At 48.6% G+C, this 16,542-nt stretch carries 18 protein-coding genes; 1 reads left to right on the top strand and 17 read right to left on the bottom strand.

Annotated elements, in window-relative coordinates; all coding sequences use genetic code 11:
* Positions 1 to 61: 61 nt before the first annotated feature.
* From Q4E64_RS07805 to Q4E64_RS07790, 4 genes are all read right to left on the bottom strand, one after another.
* On the bottom strand, positions 62 to 1,261 hold the full coding sequence (locus tag Q4E64_RS07805; protein WP_303167256.1) for an LL-diaminopimelate aminotransferase: 1,200 nt from the start codon (positions 1,259 to 1,261) through the stop codon (positions 62 to 64).
* 97 nt (positions 1,262 to 1,358) lie between these two features.
* Positions 1,359 to 2,243: a diaminopimelate epimerase gene (gene dapF, locus Q4E64_RS07800; protein WP_368501547.1), complete on the bottom strand. Its 885-nt coding sequence runs from the start codon at positions 2,241 to 2,243 to the stop codon at positions 1,359 to 1,361.
* 105 nt (positions 2,244 to 2,348) lie between these two features.
* Positions 2,349 to 3,521: a hypothetical protein gene (locus Q4E64_RS07795; protein ID WP_303167252.1), complete on the bottom strand. Its 1,173-nt coding sequence runs from the start codon at positions 3,519 to 3,521 to the stop codon at positions 2,349 to 2,351.
* A gap of 12 nt (positions 3,522 to 3,533) precedes the next feature.
* Positions 3,534 to 4,655 carry an MBOAT family protein gene (locus tag Q4E64_RS07790; protein WP_303167251.1) on the bottom strand — a complete coding sequence of 374 codons (1,122 nt, stop codon included), beginning with the start codon at positions 4,653 to 4,655 and terminating at the stop codon, positions 3,534 to 3,536.
* Between the two features lie 529 nt (positions 4,656 to 5,184).
* Between Q4E64_RS07790 and Q4E64_RS07785 the strand changes: the two genes are divergently transcribed.
* Positions 5,185 to 5,535 carry a helix-turn-helix domain-containing protein gene (locus tag Q4E64_RS07785; RefSeq protein WP_303167249.1) on the top strand — a complete coding sequence of 117 codons (351 nt, stop codon included), beginning with the start codon at positions 5,185 to 5,187 and terminating at the stop codon, positions 5,533 to 5,535.
* A 291-nt stretch (positions 5,536 to 5,826) separates the two neighbouring features.
* Here the strand turns inward: Q4E64_RS07785 and Q4E64_RS07780 are convergent, their stop codons facing one another.
* The 13 genes from Q4E64_RS07780 to Q4E64_RS07720 all read right to left on the bottom strand — a co-directional run bounded on the left by Q4E64_RS07780 (position 5,827) and on the right by Q4E64_RS07720 (position 16,364).
* On the bottom strand, positions 5,827 to 7,599 hold the full coding sequence (locus Q4E64_RS07780) for a Na(+)/H(+) antiporter subunit D (RefSeq protein WP_303167247.1): 1,773 nt from the start codon (positions 7,597 to 7,599) through the stop codon (positions 5,827 to 5,829).
* The gene (locus tag Q4E64_RS07775; RefSeq protein ID WP_293729342.1) at positions 7,562 to 7,810 is read right to left on the bottom strand and encodes a hypothetical protein; all 249 of its coding nucleotides are present in this window, start codon (positions 7,808 to 7,810) and stop codon (positions 7,562 to 7,564) included. The genes Q4E64_RS07780 and Q4E64_RS07775 overlap by 38 nt, the downstream gene beginning before the upstream one ends.
* Complete coding sequence (locus Q4E64_RS07770) at positions 7,810 to 9,315, bottom strand: monovalent cation/H+ antiporter subunit D family protein (RefSeq protein WP_303167245.1); 1,506 nt, start codon at positions 9,313 to 9,315, stop codon at positions 7,810 to 7,812. The genes Q4E64_RS07775 and Q4E64_RS07770 overlap by 1 nt, the downstream gene beginning before the upstream one ends.
* A complete protein-coding gene (locus Q4E64_RS07765; RefSeq protein WP_303167244.1) occupies positions 9,312 to 10,805 on the bottom strand; it encodes a complex I subunit 5 family protein in 1,494 nt (497 codons plus the stop codon). The genes Q4E64_RS07770 and Q4E64_RS07765 overlap by 4 nt, the downstream gene beginning before the upstream one ends.
* Positions 10,802 to 11,179, bottom strand: a complete 378-nt coding sequence (locus Q4E64_RS07760; protein WP_303167242.1) for a sodium:proton antiporter — start codon at positions 11,177 to 11,179, stop codon at positions 10,802 to 10,804. The genes Q4E64_RS07765 and Q4E64_RS07760 overlap by 4 nt, the downstream gene beginning before the upstream one ends.
* Positions 11,160 to 11,612: an MnhB domain-containing protein gene (locus Q4E64_RS07755; protein WP_303167240.1), complete on the bottom strand. Its 453-nt coding sequence runs from the start codon at positions 11,610 to 11,612 to the stop codon at positions 11,160 to 11,162. The genes Q4E64_RS07760 and Q4E64_RS07755 overlap by 20 nt, the downstream gene beginning before the upstream one ends.
* Complete coding sequence (gene mbhE / locus Q4E64_RS07750; protein ID WP_303167238.1) at positions 11,609 to 11,935, bottom strand: hydrogen gas-evolving membrane-bound hydrogenase subunit E; 327 nt, start codon at positions 11,933 to 11,935, stop codon at positions 11,609 to 11,611. Before mbhE ends, Q4E64_RS07755 begins: the two co-directional genes overlap by 4 nt.
* Positions 11,935 to 12,177: a DUF4040 domain-containing protein gene (locus Q4E64_RS07745; RefSeq protein ID WP_293729333.1), complete on the bottom strand. Its 243-nt coding sequence runs from the start codon at positions 12,175 to 12,177 to the stop codon at positions 11,935 to 11,937. Before Q4E64_RS07745 ends, mbhE begins: the two co-directional genes overlap by 1 nt.
* A gap of 1 nt (position 12,178) precedes the next feature.
* The gene (gene mnhG, locus Q4E64_RS07740; protein ID WP_303167236.1) at positions 12,179 to 12,592 is read right to left on the bottom strand and encodes a monovalent cation/H(+) antiporter subunit G; all 414 of its coding nucleotides are present in this window, start codon (positions 12,590 to 12,592) and stop codon (positions 12,179 to 12,181) included.
* Positions 12,589 to 12,852 carry a monovalent cation/H+ antiporter complex subunit F gene (locus Q4E64_RS07735; protein ID WP_303167234.1) on the bottom strand — a complete coding sequence of 88 codons (264 nt, stop codon included), beginning with the start codon at positions 12,850 to 12,852 and terminating at the stop codon, positions 12,589 to 12,591. Before Q4E64_RS07735 ends, mnhG begins: the two co-directional genes overlap by 4 nt.
* A gap of 2 nt (positions 12,853 to 12,854) precedes the next feature.
* Positions 12,855 to 13,430, bottom strand: a complete 576-nt coding sequence (locus Q4E64_RS07730; protein WP_303167232.1) for a Na+/H+ antiporter subunit E — start codon at positions 13,428 to 13,430, stop codon at positions 12,855 to 12,857.
* Positions 13,431 to 13,696: 266 nt separating this feature from the next.
* Complete coding sequence (gene murI, locus Q4E64_RS07725; protein ID WP_303167230.1) at positions 13,697 to 14,503, bottom strand: glutamate racemase; 807 nt, start codon at positions 14,501 to 14,503, stop codon at positions 13,697 to 13,699.
* A 199-nt stretch (positions 14,504 to 14,702) separates the two neighbouring features.
* Complete coding sequence (locus tag Q4E64_RS07720) at positions 14,703 to 16,364, bottom strand: Na+/H+ antiporter NhaC family protein (protein ID WP_303167228.1); 1,662 nt, start codon at positions 16,362 to 16,364, stop codon at positions 14,703 to 14,705.
* Positions 16,365 to 16,542 lie beyond the last annotated feature (178 nt).

Raw genomic sequence — 16,542 nt, 5'->3', positions numbered from 1 at the left:
TACGGCCTTATTTGGTTTCTGTTTATTTCAATTACACTGCTATACTGCCAAACGCACTTCTTTACTTCAGGCCGTTGACAATACGCTCCATAGCCTCGACGGTATTTTCGCGGCTGCCGAAAGCGGTCAAACGGAAGTAGCCCTCGCCCATGCGGCCAAAGCCTGCGCCCGGAGTGCCCACCACCTGCAGCTTTTCCAGCAGAAAGTCGAAGAACTCCCAGGAGCTCATGCCGTTGGGGCATTGCAGCCAAATGTACGGAGAATGTACGCCGCCGTAATATTTAATGCCCACCTTATCGAAGCCGGCCATCATAATACGCGCGTTTTCCTGATAATAAGCGATGTTTTCGCGGCATTGCTTAACGCCCTCGTCGCTGAACACAGCCTCGGCGCCGCGCTGAATGATGTACGGCACACCGTTGAACTTAGTGGTCTGACGGCGCAGCCACATTTTGTTCAGCTCCATATCCTTGCCGTCTTTGGTTTTGCGTACCAAAGCGTGGGGCACTACGGTATAGCCGCAGCGAGTGCCGGTAAAGCCTGCGGTTTTGGACAGGGAACACAGCTCGATAGCGCATTTCTTCGCATCCTCGATAACAAAAATGCTGCGGGGAATAGCCGGGTCGCTGACAAAGGCTTCATAAGCGGCGTCGTACAAAATAACGGCGTCGTTTTTCAGCGCGTATGCCACCCATTTTTCCAACTGCTCCTTAGTATAGGCCGCACCGGTAGGATTGTTAGGCGAACACAGATAAATAACGTCGGCCTTCACGCTATCGTCCGGCATGGGCAGGAAATCGTTTTCCGGCTTGCCTTCCATATAAATAATTTTGCGGCCGCACATTACGTTCGTATCCAGATAAACGGGATATACCGGATCAGGAATCAGAATCGTATTCGCATTGCTGAAAATATCGGTAATATTGCCGCAATCGCTCTTAGCGCCGTCGCTGATAAAAATTTCGTCGCTGGCCAGGCTTACGCCGAAGGAAGCGTAATATTTCACCAGCGCCTCATGCAGAAAGCCGTAGCCCTGCTCCGGACCGTAGCCGCGGAAGGTAGCCTGCACGCCCATTTCCGCTACGGCCTTGGTCATAGCGTCCACTACGCACTGAGCTAGCGGCAGCGTAACATCGCCGATACCCAGGCGAATAATTTTCTTGTCAGGATGGGCCTCGGCATAAGCGTTCACCTTATGCGCAATATCGGCAAACAGATAGCTCTCTTTCAGATTGCAGTAATTTTCATTAACAAATGCCATTTTACTTATAAACCCCCATTGAATATAAAATATAAATTATAAAAACGAATGGCAAGCGCCCGCCGCCCACAGGCGGAAGGCGCTTGAAGCCTTCGCTTTATTTAACAAGCTCGTCAGGAATTTCTACCGTACCGGTAAAAGCCTCCACTGCCTCGCCCTCCAGAAAAACATGGTCGTTCAGCGCGTGCGTAACCTGCAAGGTGCCGCCCTTAGCGATAACCGTCAACGGTTCGCCCTTTTTGCCGGCGCGTCCCAGCATAATGCTGGCTACGGCCACAGCGCTGGCGCCCGTGCCGCAGGCCCAGGTTTCGCCGCTGCCCCGCTCCCAGACGCGGAACTTAACGGTATTTTTATCAATAACCTGCACAAATTCAGTATTTACGCCCTCGGGAAACAGCTTATGATGCTCGAACAAAGGCCCTATTTCTTCCAGATTAAGCGCGTCTACATCGTCCACAAAGGTTACGAAATGAGGATTGCCCATGGAAATAGCCGTGCCGTTGAAAACAACCTTTTCCTTAGTCACGTCGTCATGGTTGGCGTCCAGCACCAAGCCCTGATCCACAAAAATATAATGATCGCAATTCATGGGAATTTCCGTAGCCTTAAAAACAGGCTTACCCATATCCACCTTCGCTGACACAACCTTTCCCTCCTCTATCTTCATCTCAATGGTTTTTATGCCGGACAGCGTTTCAATCGTTACCGGATTCTTATCCGTCAAGCCTTTATCATAAACAAATTTCGCTACGCAGCGAATGCCGTTGCCGCACATCTTCCCCTCGGAACGGTCCGCATTGAACATACTCATTTTAAAATCGGCGACGTCGGATTTGCAGATGCAGATAAGGCCGTCGCTGCCGATGCTGAAACGTCTGTGACTGACGTATTCAGAAATAATTTCCGGATGCGGCAGCTCTTGCTTAGTACAGTCCACATAAACGTAATCGTTGCCGGCTCCGTGCATTTTCGTAAATTCTATTTTCATGGCCCAGCCTCCTTTGTCTTCTCATCTACATTATAACAAAAATCAAGCTGCTTGACACCATTATTTAGGAAAATTATCTGCATAGCCGTGTTACATTTTTCAATCGGGAATAATTATTTTGCCAATGCGCTGAACCTCCTTGCTGCGGTAAAAGCTGTTGCCCAGCATTTCCAGTAAAACGTAATCCGGTTGATACTTCGCCAGCAGCTCCGGCATATTTACAAACTTTTTGCCTCTGCTGTAATGCGTAGCGACTACGGTATCGGCATATTGCGATAAATAAGGCGCCATATAACTGCTGTAGGAGTCGCCTAAAATTAAAATAGTCTTTTTATTCTTCAGCGTTTTATTTTTAATAATTCCCTCGCCGTTCATAATCTTGCCCCACAAATAATCGTTGGAAACAATCTTTTTCATTTTGCTTTCCTTCCCGCTATTACAGTCGACGGCATAAATTTCGTCAGTGAACTGTGCGCTCCAGGGCGCGTCCGTCTCATAAGTTTGCCCAAAGCCCAATTCGTTGGCATAGCTGCGCTCTTTAAAAACATGCCGCTTCGTCGTCTCCAAAGCAATCCAGGAGTACCAATTTCCCTCCGAAGCAGCCTGCCAATCCTCCAGAACCAATTTACTGGCCAAAGCCGCGCCGTAATAGCTCCAATGATGGTCGTCATGAAAATACAACGGCGCGCCGTCGTTGCGCCTGGCCGCCTTAAACGTATCTGTTACAGAAAGATAACGTACTCCCTGACGCTGCAGGCTTTCCTTAACCTGCGCTTCCCAATAATCGTAATCGCGGTACTTTCTGCGCTCGGCAGGCGGAAAATAATCGTCATAAATTGCTTCCTTAGGCGGCGCTAATAAAAAAGCAAACCGCGCTCCATTAGCCGAGCAATAAGCCTGCAATTTATGCAACACTACTGCCTTTTCTTCCTTATAATCAAAGCCTTGCACCACGTTGTTCCTGTTAAACAGCCACTGATTTTTACCGCGAAAAATTTTATCCGATAAAATTACGCCTAACCGTGCGTTAAATGTTCGCCAACGCTTAACTGCCTTGTCGCGGTAACGCAGCCTGTCTTGATACCATTTTTCAAAATTACTATAAAAGCTCTTCTCCCTCCAGGAATTTTTCGGGAACGCCGTTATCCTGCGATTTTCGCGCGCCACAATGCGAGCGTTTTCGCGTTCCCGGAACAAGCCCGTATTCGGAAATACCAAACCTAAAATAAATACGCCTATGAAAGTTTTTATCAATATGCCCTTTGTCTTCATACCGCACGCCTCTCAAAATCTAAAATATATAAACGGATTATAAGTACTGCTCATAACGCTGGTTAAAGATAAAATAAATAACCCTGTAGCGGCGACGTAGGAAAGCAGCTTGCACAGCAAAAATTTCTGCCGCGAACCGGCGGCAAAACGCAAAACCAAACGCTTATAAGCGCCGCGCCAATCATAGGAAAGCAGCGCGCCTAAAGCCATCGCCAAAAGAATATCGTTTTGCAGATAATCCAAAACCTGCGCAACGCCGCTCAAATCAAAGCTCAGCATTATGCCCCAATAGCGCAGCGCATACCTGACGCCGTCCGCCCTGAACAACACCCATCCGAAAACGATGACCAGCAGAGTATAAAAATGTGCCAAGCCAGTTTTATTTTGGAAATATTTTCGTAAAAATAAATTTTCCAGAATGATGAATACCCCGTACCAAATTCCCCAAAGCACAAAAGTAAAATTTGCGCCGTGCCAAAGCCCGGAAAGCAGAAAGACCAGTAAAATATTCACATTATACCGCCAAGGGCTTACTCTGTTGCCGCCCAAATTGATATACACATAATCTCGCAGCCAGGTTGACAAAGAAATATGCCAGCGCCGCCAAAATTCTCCCACCGAGCGGGAAATATAAGGATAATTAAAATTCTCTTTATAGTGAAAGCCAAATAACGCGGCCAAACCGATGGCCATATCCGAATAGCCGCTGAAATCAAAATAAATCTGTAGCGTATAGCACACTGCGCCAACCCAAGCAGTAGCCCAATCCAGACTTTCCAACGGCAACGCGAAAATTTTATCCACAGCTTTAGCCGCCACATTGGCGAGCAAAATCTTTTTGGCAAAACCAAAACAAAACCGCCGCAAACCGTTGGCAAAGCCCACCGCAGAAATACTGCGCTCAATAAATTGACGCTGAATATCAGCATATCTCACAATGGGTCCGGCCACCAGCTGAGGAAACATCAACACATACGTTGCGAAACGCAGTAAGCTTTTCTCCGCAGGCATTTTATTCATGTAAACGTCCAGCGAATAGCTCAGACAATGGAAAGTATAAAAGCTGATGCCCAGAGGTAAAATTATTTTATCAACCTGCGATATATGATACGCAAAGCCTAAAGAGTCCGCCAACTTCTGAAAAATCAGTAGCGTAAAATTCCAGTATTTAAAATACCACAAAAGCGCCAAGCAAAGCGTTATACAGCTTATTATTGTAATTCTTTGGCAGCATCTTCCTTTTCTTTCACTTAGTTTATTCGCTGTTCGTAATTGCTGCAGCTCTCCTAAGGCCAAACCCGTCGAATAATTTACTAAAATAACAAGGTACATTAAAAGCAGCATTTTTTGCTCGCCGTAAAAATAAAAAATCGAGCTGACGATAAATAAAAAAGCGTTCCGATAAGCTTTACGCAGCAAAAAATACATTCCCAAAACAAATGGTAAAAACAAAAATAAAAATACCGGCGACGTAAAAACCACAAATTATCATCCTTTCCCCATCACTCATTGAGTATTCATTTCAGATACTCTAATAATTATATTATCTAATTTAGATACTTTCAAGTTATCTGATACGTTTATTTTCTGCTTTATCATATGTGGTTTTAGCTTATACTGTCAGTAAGCAGTATTTTAAAAGCTGGTGATTTTCTTGGACAAAATGATAATTGGTACTCGTATTCGCTATGAACGGCAGCGCCTTGGCCTTACATTGGAGGAATTAGGAAATAAGATCGGAGTTTCCAAGCAATGTTTAAGCGGCTGGGAGCATGGCCGCAACATGCCCGACGTATTTGCTCTCAATACTTTAGCCGAAGTATGCCGCATCGAAATTAAAGATTTTTTAACTGGCCTGCCGGACGAAAACGGCGCTTTACACAAAAAACTCATCGATTCCCCAACACTGCACTTAACAGAAAAGGAAACGCAGCTCATTCACAAGCTGCGTACATTGAGTCCGGAACGGCGTAAAGCCGTGGAAACTCTTTTCGGTATTCGCGATAAAAAATAATCTCGCCTACGAAATATGTAGACGAGATTATTTTTTTACATAAATTTATGCGTATAAATATAATAGAAAATTTTCTATTCCATTTTCTCTCAGCCGCTGGCCTCAGCTAAAGTATAAAATTCATTCGGCTTCACCTAAGTCTTTGTGCGAAAGAAATACTACTGACAAATTTACAACGGAAATTAAAACGAACATTATTTTCCTATCGCGTTTCACGAGGGGAAAATATTCGCAAAAATTAAGCGGACGCCGCAGCGCCCGCTCGCAAAACAATTTAATTTTTCTTGCCGCTCACATGGTAGCGATAAAGTAAGCGATGCTGCTTACTAAAACCGTCAGCGTAATCATCATAGGATCGGCAACGGAGGTACGGTAATTTTCCGGATTATAATGGCTGCGCTTGCGGAAAGGCTTAGCGTCCAAAAATTCCATCGGATTAGCCGTCAAATCCATAAATTTTTCATACAGCACACCCCAGGCTCCGCCCAACGCGCCGCACAGCGCGCAGAACAAAGAGCTGACTCTGAAAACCAGGAAAGCGAAGGGCTTGCGGTAGAACCAATCCGTATCCAGGCTGATAGCCGTATGCGGCTCCATCCGCGGCAGGAACATCATAAAGGGTATCAGCGCCATACCCAGCATCTGCACATATTGCAGCACATGCGCCGCCGCAAAGGGATGGTAGGGCTCCATTTCAAAGGGCAGATAACGGTACAGCAAATCCGGATAAACGCCGTAGAGGAAGCACAGAAAAGCGCTGATGCTCATAGCCAGCTTCATATTAAACGGCAGCGGCTTTTTAATTTCCGCGCCCTTATCGTCCTTGCGCAGGAAAATGAAGTAACCCATTTTCAAGGGGATGGACAAAAAGGTACCGATGGCAGCCAGCTCCAGCAGCGTATATACCGCTCCATGACCGGCCGCATAAGCGGCGTTGACGGTAATGGCCTTACTGATAAAGCCGTTGAACAGCGGAATACCGGCGATGGAAAAGGCCGCGGAAAAGAAGCAGATGCAAACCAAAGGCAGCTTTTTCGCCATACCGCCCAGCTTATTGATTTCTTTAATTCCGGTCGCATAAATAACCGCGCCCGCGCACATAAAGAGCAGGGATTTAAACAGAATATCGCAGAAGGCGTGGGCAGTCGCGCCGTTAAGCGCCATACCCGTGCCGATGCCCGCGCCGGCTACCATAAAGCCGGTCTGGGAAATAATGTGGTGAGCCAGCAGCCTGCGCATATCGTTTTCCATAATCGCGTAGCAGGCGCCGTACAGAGCCATCAGCACGCCGCCCCACATGAGCAGCTCGGTTCCGGCAAATTCGCGGATTAAAGCGTAAACCGCAACCTTAGTCGTCAGGCAGCTCATAAAAACGCCGCCGGTAAGAGTGGAATTAGCGTAAGCATCCACCAGCCAGGCGTTGACCGGAGGCATAGCCACGTTGACGAACATGCCGACCAACACGAACCAATACGCTAAAGTATTGGTCTTACCCGTCAGGCTTTCCATCATAATAGAATCGTTGGTGTATGCCGTAAGGAAAATGCCCGCCAGCAAAACGCCGCCGCCCAGCATATGCACCAGCATATAGCGAAAGCCCGCCCGCCTGGATTCGGCGCTGGGATTGCACCATACCAGGAATAAGGACGATACTGCCAGAGATTCCCAGAAGAAAATGAAGGACAGCCAGTCCTTCGCCAGCGTAACGGAAATAGCGCCGCCGGCATAGAGCATGCAGCACAAAGCCTCCATGCGGTTTTCGTTATGCGCCGCATAAATGCCGCTGACCAAAGCCAGCACGGAAAAGATAAAGGTAAATATCCAGCTTAATTTGTCAACGTACATCAAATGCAGCTGCAAATCATTGACAAAGGGAACGACTACCTCCGTTCCTAATTCCAGCTGCAGCGCCGCGCCGACAGCAGCCAAAGGGCCCAGCGCCAGCACGAATTTACGGACGCATTTAGGCGCCAGCATAGCCACAACGCCGACGACCATCAAAATCAGACCGGGATGAAGCATTAAATTATTCATCATCATCACCTCTGCCTTCGTAATCATCATTATAATAGTCCTCGTCGCGCTGAAGCAGCGGGGCCATAATCAATTTGGCAACGATTATCAAAACCCAACAGCCTGCAAATCCAAAGAAAATATTATAGCCAAAGGGCAGCGGCCACCAGGCAGGCGCATGCAGATGTACGCCGCACAGCTCGGCCACGGCCGAAACGATTAACACCGCCAGACAAAGCAGGTATACTGATTTTTTATTCATTACAGCCACCCCCCATGCCAGCCTGCGCAAACCGTATTGGATACCATTACCGTCAGCCTGTAGAAGTGCGGATAAATATTAGGCACTATACCTAAAACGATGGCGATAAGCGTCGTAATACAAATGGGTATCAGCATGGAATAGCTGATTGCTCCGTATTCGCGGAATTTTTCCTGCGGGTCCTGACGGAAGAAAGCCATCTGCGAAACCGGTATCAAATACGCCGCCGCCAATAAGCCGCTGGCAACCCACAGTAAAACGTATAACGGCTTGCCCGCCTGCAAAGCGCCCAGGCACAAATTCCATTTACTGATAAAGCCTACCAAAAACGGTACGCCGGCAATGCCCAGCGAAGCGATGGTAAAGCAGGTCATAGTCACCGGCAGCTTTTTGCCGATGCCATACAGCTCGCTGATATTGTTGCGGTGAGTGCGGGCGATAATCAAACCCGCGCACATGAAGAGGGTTATCTTCATCACTGCGTGCGCTACCAAATGCAGGTACGCGCCCTTAATGCTGATAGGCGAAATCAGCGCCGCGCCTAAAACGATGTAGGACAGCTGGCCGATGGTGGAAAAAGCTAAGCGGCGCTTCAGGTGATCCTGCCGCAGAGCAATGAGCGAGGATACCAGAATACTGATAGCCGCCGCCCAAGCCAGCACGTCGGTCACGCCGATTTCCGCCAGCAGCTTGGGTCCAAAAACGAAACCGATGATGCGCAGTACGGCGAAAACGCCGGTTTTAACAACGGCTACCGCGTGCAGCAGCGCCGATACGGGCGTAGGCGCAATCATCGCCGCAGGCAGCCAGCCGTGCAGCGGCATTACGGCAGCCTTTACGGAACCGGCCAGAATCATCAGCACAAAAACAGCCTGCAGCACCCATCTGGGAGCCATATCGGCAGTCAGGAAGCCTCCCGGCGTAAACGCCATCGTACCGCTGATGCAGTAAACGGCAATCACGCCAGCCAGGAACAGCTGACCGGAAATCAAGGTATAAATCAAATATTTGCGGCTGGCCATCAAGGCTTCCTGGTTACGCTTATGCAATACCAACGGATAGCTTGCCAAGGTCAGCAGCTCGTAAAAGATGAAGAAGGTCAGCAAATTTTCGGCCATGGCAATGCCCATAACTGCGCTCATGCAAATAGCGAAGGCCGCAAAGTAACCTGTCTGCTCGCTTTCGTTATTGCAACGCATATAGCCGATGGAATAGAAGTTCATGGGCACCCACAGCATGGAAGCCAGCACGGCGAAAATCATACCGGCCGGATCCGTGCGCAGCGTCAGCCCCACAGTGTCGGTAATCTGGCACAGCGTCCATTGATATTGGTTGCCGTCCAAAACTGCCGGCAGCATGGAAAGGATAATGCCGAATTTCAGCACGGAAGCGATAACGCTCCAGGCCTCGCGCAAGTTAGGCCAACGGCGGCTGAAAGCAATCAGCACGGCGGCTATGAAGGAAACGCCCACTGCCAGAAATGGTCTGCAATCTATAATCGTCATCTCAGAAACACCTCCGGCAAGCCTATTTTAATAATATCCGTAACAATGTCCACGCTGCAGAAGCCCAGCACCAAAATGCCGATGCCGGTGATAAAGATGGGCAGCGCCATCGCGAAAGGCAGCCCCAGTTTGCCTTGGTGCGGATGCACCTCGGTCAGGGACGCTTCGCGCTGGATAAACATTTGCTCAATGATGCGGAAGAAGTAAATGGCGTTCAGCAGCGAGCTGACTACCAGCACGGCAATGTAAAAATATTGCTGTCCAGTATAAGCGCCCAGCATCAGATACCATTTGCTGAAGAAACCGGCGGTGGGCGGCAGGCCGATCATGGATAAGGCCGCCAGCGTCACCGTAATGGTACTGATGGTCATCTTTTTATTCATACCGCCTAAACGGTAAAGATTAACCTCGCCGAAGCGGTATTCGATACCGCCGATAACCAGGAACAGGCTGCATTTCATCAACGCATGGTTAATAATATGCAGCACCGCGCCAATAAAGCCGTACAGATTGCCCATAGCCAGGCCGATGGCAATATAGCCGATCTGCGCCACGCTGGAGTAGGCCAGCATACGACGGAAATCGTACTGCGCCATAGCCATGATGGAGCCGATCAGGATACCGGCAACGCCCAGAATGCCAAGTACGTTCAGCGCGCTGTGCAGCACCGGGTTATCAACCTTGAAGATATAATACATAAAGCGAATCAAGGCATACGCCGGAGCCTTACTCATGCAGCCCGCGATAAAGGCCGCAGCGCCGGGATGAGCGAAGGTGTAGGCGTCCGGCTGCCAGCCGTGCAGCGGGAACAGCGCCATCTTAATGCCAAAGCCGATAATAAAGCAGGCCACCGCAATAGCGAACAGCGGCGAGTTCATATGGGGCACTACCCGTGCCGCCAGGTCCGCCATATTCAGCGTACCGGTCAAAGCGTACAAATAGCCTACGCCCAACAGGTATAAGGACGCGCCGATAGTACCGATAAGCAGATAACGGAAGGCTGCCAGCATGGATTTTTTACCGCCCAAAGCGATCAGCCCATAGCCCGACAGGGACATAATTTCCAAATAAACATACAGATTGAAAACGTCGCCCGTAATAATCATGCCGCACAGGCCGACGGTCAGCAAACCAAACAAGGTGTAGTAGCCGCCGACATGCAGCCAGTCCTCATCCTTGACAAAGGGTTTGCTGTACAGCGCCACCAGCATGGAAATAGCCGTAACCAAAACGGCCAGCACGCTGTTCAGCGGGTCCATGGCAAATTCAATGCCCACAGGCGGAGCCCAGCCGCCCATCCAGTAATGCACCGTCTGACCACCGCTGGACAACACCTGCTGCAGCACCGTCAGCGAGCTGATAAACGCGCCGACGATGGACGCCATCACAATCCAGGAGCCCAGGTTTTTGCTGATGCGGCTGAACAGCATACATAAAAGCGAAGCCGTTAAAGGCAAAAGTACGATAAAAACAGGAGCGTGCTGCGTCATTTGCTGGCCCTCCTCAATACCTCTACCTCTTCTACGGAGCCGTAAATTTCCTTAATGCGCATCAAAAGCGCAATGGCTACGCCCGTAGTACCAAGACTTACGACGATAGCCGTCAGCATCAGGCCGTGAGGCAGGGGGTTGATATAAAGATTAGGGTCCGTCGTAACGCCGTTTTGAATAGGAATCATCGCCCCATCCTTCTGTGCAAAGCATAGATAAAAGAAAATTACGGCAACCTGCATCACGTTCATCGCCATGAGCTTCTTCATATAATTCTTACTCAGAACCATGCCGTAAACGCCTAGGAAAAATAAAATCATGACCAGGGAGTAGATGCCTTTAGTTTTTAAAAATTCATTTAACACTTCCATCATCTTCACCCCTTTTCACAATCGCATCCAGCAGGTTGATAATCGTCATCATAACGCAAATCGCTACGCCGATTTCAATAAGGAAAATGCCCATCGCATGCATTTCGTGCTTCGGCTCCAAATGCAGCGGCATATAATCATAATTCAGGAAAAAATCCGCGCCGCCGAATAACGTCAGCCAACCGGTAAAGGCGTATAAAAACGTGCCCACGCCGGCCAGCACAACCGAAGTTTTGCCCAGCACATTAAAATCAGCGTCCATACCCAAAATCAAACGGGACAGCAGCACGCCCACCGCCAGCAAAGCGCCGGCCTGGAAGCCGCCGCCCGGAGAAAATTCGCCCAGGCATAAAACGTAAATGCCGTAGACAATAGTAAAGGGCACCAGCATACGAAAGGCCACATTCAGGATGAGGCCGCCAAACGGTTCTTTCATTTGATAACCTCTCCTTCCTCAGGGTCTTCCGGCTCTTCTTCCGGACGCCTGCCTACAGGATTGCTGGTCAGCACCAGCACCGTCGTCAGGCCGGCCAAAAACATTACCGAAGTTTCCCACATCGTATCGAAGCCTCTGTAATCGATGATGACGCCGGTAACAATATTTGGCGAACCCGTATCCTCCGCACTGCGGGAAATATAGGTCGGAGTAACATGCTGGTTAGGCGCAGTATCGGCGTCGCCAATTTCCGGCAGATAAGTTACAACGGAGCAGAACATACCCGTCATAACGGCAAGAATTACAGCTACTAAACCGCGCATTATTTACACCACCTGTCAATTTTTTTCAATGAAGCGACGAAGAAAATCGTCGAAATCGTGCCAATAACAGCCTCCGTAAAAGCTACGTCCGGCGACCCCATCATCAAATACAGCAGTACGGCGCAGAAGCTGAAGCCGCTGTAAATAATCGCCGCGCTTAAAATATCCTTGCAAAAGATAACGGCGCAGGTAATCAAAATCAGGAAGATCAATAAAATTGCCTCAATAATGTAAATCTGCATTTTATTTTTCCTCCTTCTTTTTCAAATTACCCACCGGTTCATCAGCGCTGTGCCCTGGCTTTTCCAAGCCTACCAGCTTTTTCGCGCCCTTACTTTTCAGCGTCCATACAGGATGTCCGGATTTATAAGCCGCCTTGCTCAGAATATGGGAGCCGATAGGATTAGCCAGAAAAACGATCAAAAAAGCGAAAGCCATTTTAACAGTCGTCAGCGTCGCGCCCTCGTAAATCATCAAACCAATGAAGGACAGCGCGCAGCCCAAAGTTTCGCTGTTACCGGAAGCGTGGATTCTACTATAAAAATCCGGCAGGCGCAGCATACCAATGGCCGAGCCTATGAAAAACACTAAACCGCATAGCATGAGTAAAGCTGCTATTACCTCTCTGAGAGAATTAAAACCGAACGCTTCTATCATATATTTTTACCTCCCAGATATTTTGCCACGATCACGGAGCCGATAAAGCCCAGGAATGCATAGGATATAGCGATATCCACATACATATCGGGGCGGCCGTCGATATAACCGAACAGCACCAACAGCAAAATCGTGTCCGCGCCGATAACGCCCAGGCCGTTCATGCGGTCATAAATAGTAGGCCCGTAAAACAAGCGCTGCAGCATCGCGCCAATGACAAAGATTATGGAAATCATTAAAATAAAGAAAATAACCTGCATAATCATTCCTCGCTCTCTGCCACCGCAAAATCAAATTTTTCTCCGTACAGCCCGGCAACCTTACGCTGCATAGAGCCGTCCAGTACGCCTGCCGCCGCGCCCGCAGTCAGCGCGTGAATTTCGTACAAACCGTCGTCGGTAACGTTAATCGTCACCGTGCCGGGCGTCAGCGTAATGGAATTTGCCAAAACCACAGAAGCCATGGGATTGTCTACCTTAAAGTAGAAGCGCACTACCTTGGGGTCGATGTTCAGCTCCTGACTGGTCGTAGCCAGCAAAACGTCAATATTCGCCAGCACCAGCTGCCACATCAGCCAAAAGAAGTACATAATAAATTTAGGAAGGGAAACGCCAAAAACAAAATACCTTTTACTGCCGTCCTTGTTGGGAACCAACAAAAGCGGATAAGTAAGCCAGGTAGTCACCACGGCGGTCAAAATACCGTAAACGATAAATTTTGTTTCAGTTCTGCCGGAAAGCACCATCCAAAAACCAAACAGCACCACTCCCAGGCAAAGCTTATGGATTAAAGGCGAACCCGCAATATTATTGTTGTTCAATACTCCCTGCTTTTCCACAGCTACCACCTTTCTTTATATTTTTATGCTTAGTAAAGCTCTCGCGCGCGCCAAGCCGCCGCCAGGCGTCGGCACAAAATAGAAGTACCGCTTCGCAGCGCGGCGAAGCCGGTACAGCGTAACCTACAACTTTGTAGAAAACTCCTAAGCTTAAAATTTCATAAGACTACCGAACAGTCTTTATGCAAATTTTATATACAGTATAAATTTGACAAAAAGGAAAAATATCCTGCCTGTCAAACCTCGCAAAGCAGAAAATATCGCATTTATTTTTTCTGCCGCAAATTTATCTCCCTAAACTCGCAATCTATTTCCGGCAGCATCCTGCGCGTCAAGCGCCGCACCCGTTCGATATCCGCCGTCGCGCAAACTTCAACGCGCCCTTCGCCCTCGCCGCGCAATAATCCCTGCTCGCGCAAAGAAGCGATAGCCTCAAGCGAAGTTGCCTCTGCCGGATCAATAATCGTAACGCCAAGGCCAAATTCGGCGGCAATCTGCTCCTGAATAAAGGGGAAATGCGTGCAGGACAGAATCACGGCGTCGACGCCGGCCTGTTTCAACGGAACCGCGTATTCGGCTATGGCCGCCGCCAGCTGCGGACTATCAAACTGCTCGCCTTCAATCAGCGGTACAAATTTAGGACAGGGCATGGGGTAAACCTCCGCCTCACTGTCAACAGCTAAAATTGCTTTTTTATGAGCTTCAGTGCCAATCGTAAAGGGCGTGGCCAGCACGCCAATCTTTTTCTTTTTGCTGGCTTCCAAGAGCAACTTTTCTCCCTTGGACATACCCACGATTGAAAATTTATACTCGCCCTTTAAAGTGTCGACTCCCAGCATCGTCAGCGTATTGCAGGCGATAACCACCTGCTTGACGCCTTGGGCTGCCAGCCAATCGATCATTTCGGCCACAAAGCCGCGAATTTCTTTTTCTGTGCGTATACCGTAGGGGGTGCGGGCAGTATCGCCCACATATATAAAATCCTCATGCGGCAAAAGCCGGTGCAGGCATTTAAGTACGGACAAGCCGCCCACGCCTGAATCCAGCACGCCTATAGGTGCATGAATATCCATTTAAAAAGCCTCCTTTTGAGCTATATTTATTATAACACTTATGCCTGGTCAAGCCAACAAAAAAAGCCTCTACCACTAAAAAAGAACTGAACTGCACAAACGCAGCTCAGTTCGTATTGTGAATATAATTATGCAACCCTCAAAATAACATGAGTTGCCTATGTGTTTTGCTTCCTCTATCTTATATAAGATTCCACCCTTACGCCTTACCTTTATTGACATAAGTCCGCAAACCCAGCAACGTAACAAACATCAGACCCAATGTTATTGGTAAGGATATTAAAGCTGCGGAGCTTTCGCTGAAGTAAGCGATGCCGCCTGCGATCAAATAGCCGACTACGGATACGGACGCCGCAGTTAAAGCGTAAGGCAGCTGAGTAGATACGTGATTAACGTGATCCGAATGCGCGCCCGCCGAAGCCATAATCGTCGTATCGCTGATAGGCGAGCAATGGTCGCCGCAAACTGCGCCTGAAAGACAGGCCGCAATAGAAATAACCAGCATTTCGTGAGTATCACCGCTGCCAAAAACATTGCAGACTACGGGAATCAAAATAGCGAAGGTGCCCCAGCTGGTGCCGGTAGAAAAGGCCAGGAACATAGCTACCACAAAAATTATAGCCGGTAAAAACATTTTCAACAGTCCGGCAGAACCGGCCACCAAATCATGCACATAATATTTTGCTCCTAAAAGGCCGGTCATACCGGATAATGTCCACGCCATAGTCAAGATCATAATCGGCGCCACCATGGCCTTAAAGCCCATGGGAATGCAGTCCGTAAAATCCTTGAAGGTCATCACGTCGCGTACCATATAGAAGCAGAAAACGAAGAAAAAGGTTACCATGCTGCCCAAGACCAAACCTTTGGAGGCGTCAGCGTTGGCAAAGGCGTCTACAAAGCTTTCGCCGGAGAAAAAGCCGCCCGTATAAACCATACCCACGATGCAGCAGGCAATCAATACGGCCACAGGCAACACTAAATCAATCACAGAGCCTTTAGGCAAAGACTCGCTTTTTTCATCAACATCGCCATAGGGACGAGCGTCGGTAGAAAACAAATCGCCCTTACGCGCGTTATCCTCATGCAGCTTCATGCTGCCGAAATCAAATTTCATCACGGTCAGCAGAATCATCATCAGCAAGGTGGTCAGCGCATAAAAATTATAGGGAATAGTGTTGAGGAACATGCTGAAACCGTTGATATCCGAGCCCTTAGGCACGGAAGAGGTTACTGCCGCCGCCCAGCTGGATACAGGCGCAATAATACACACGGGCGCAGCGGTAGCGTCGATCAGATAGGCCAGCTTAGCGCGGCTCACCTGATGTCTGTCGGTCACGGGGCGCATTACCGAGCCCACGGTCAAGCAGTTAAAATAATCGTCAACAAAAATCAGCACGCCTAACGCGATAGTCGCCAGCTGTGCGCCTACGCGAGTCTTAATATTCTGCGACGCCCATTGGCCAAAGGCAGCAGAGCCGCCCACTTTATTCATTAAAGCCACCATAATACCCAGAATGACTAAAAATACCAAAATGCCCACGTTCCAACTGTCCGCCAGCTTGGTAATCATACCGCCGTTCTCATTAAAGAGCATAGTGTTCAGCATCAGCTCTAAATTACCGTTGGCATATAGCAGCGCGCCAATGGCAATGCCTACGAATAAAGAAGAATATACTTCTTTAGTAATCAGAGCCAAAGCGATAGCAATAACAGGCGGCAGCAAAGCGCCGATGGTAGAATAAACGGTCGGCTGATAGGTTTTCGGATCGACAACCGCAGGCGCTTGCCAGCTAATAAAGCTTAATACAGCTAAAAGAGCCAGCGTGGCAAGCAAAAAGGTATAATTAGTCTTGCGCATTGAATAAATCACTCCATATTTTCTAAAAAATCTGTAATATTATATCACAAAGAAAATTTGAAAGCAAGAAAAAGACTTATGCAAATGTGGCGAATCGGCAGCCAGCCCCGCGCTCTTGTCGGTAGATGTCTGCGTATATAAAAATAAGACCATGCATCGCATGGTCTTATTTTTATAA

The sequence above is a fragment of the Phascolarctobacterium sp. genome (assembly GCF_030531065.1).
Lineage (GTDB): Bacteria > Bacillota > Negativicutes > Acidaminococcales > Acidaminococcaceae > Phascolarctobacterium_A.
Note: the sequence above shows the minus strand (reverse complement) of the source record. Positions and strands in the feature narration are given on the sequence as shown.

Coding starts and splice junctions, on each gene's coding strand:
- Q4E64_RS07805 (WP_303167256.1), bottom strand. CDS start 1,261: ATGGCATTTGTTAATGAAAATTACTGCAATCTGAAAGAGAGCTATCTG.
- Q4E64_RS07795 (WP_303167252.1), bottom strand. CDS start 3,521: ATGAAGACAAAGGGCATATTGATAAAAACTTTCATAGGCGTATTTATT.
- Q4E64_RS07785 (WP_303167249.1), top strand. CDS start 5,185: ATGATAATTGGTACTCGTATTCGCTATGAACGGCAGCGCCTTGGCCTT.
- Q4E64_RS07780 (WP_303167247.1), bottom strand. CDS start 7,599: ATGATGATTACGAAGGCAGAGGTGATGATGATGAATAATTTAATGCTT.
- Q4E64_RS07775 (WP_293729342.1), bottom strand. CDS start 7,810: ATGAATAAAAAATCAGTATACCTGCTTTGTCTGGCGGTGTTAATCGTT.
- Q4E64_RS07770 (WP_303167245.1), bottom strand. CDS start 9,315: ATGACGATTATAGATTGCAGACCATTTCTGGCAGTGGGCGTTTCCTTC.
- Q4E64_RS07765 (WP_303167244.1), bottom strand. CDS start 10,805: ATGACGCAGCACGCTCCTGTTTTTATCGTACTTTTGCCTTTAACGGCT.
- Q4E64_RS07760 (WP_303167242.1), bottom strand. CDS start 11,179: ATGATGGAAGTGTTAAATGAATTTTTAAAAACTAAAGGCATCTACTCC.
- Q4E64_RS07755 (WP_303167240.1), bottom strand. CDS start 11,612: ATGAAAGAACCGTTTGGCGGCCTCATCCTGAATGTGGCCTTTCGTATG.
- mbhE (WP_303167238.1), bottom strand. CDS start 11,935: ATGCGCGGTTTAGTAGCTGTAATTCTTGCCGTTATGACGGGTATGTTC.
- Q4E64_RS07745 (WP_293729333.1), bottom strand. CDS start 12,177: ATGCAGATTTACATTATTGAGGCAATTTTATTGATCTTCCTGATTTTG.
- mnhG (WP_303167236.1), bottom strand. CDS start 12,592: ATGATAGAAGCGTTCGGTTTTAATTCTCTCAGAGAGGTAATAGCAGCT.
- Q4E64_RS07735 (WP_303167234.1), bottom strand. CDS start 12,852: ATGCAGGTTATTTTCTTTATTTTAATGATTTCCATAATCTTTGTCATT.
- murI (WP_303167230.1), bottom strand. CDS start 14,503: ATGGATATTCATGCACCTATAGGCGTGCTGGATTCAGGCGTGGGCGGC.
- Q4E64_RS07720 (WP_303167228.1), bottom strand. CDS start 16,364: ATGCGCAAGACTAATTATACCTTTTTGCTTGCCACGCTGGCTCTTTTA.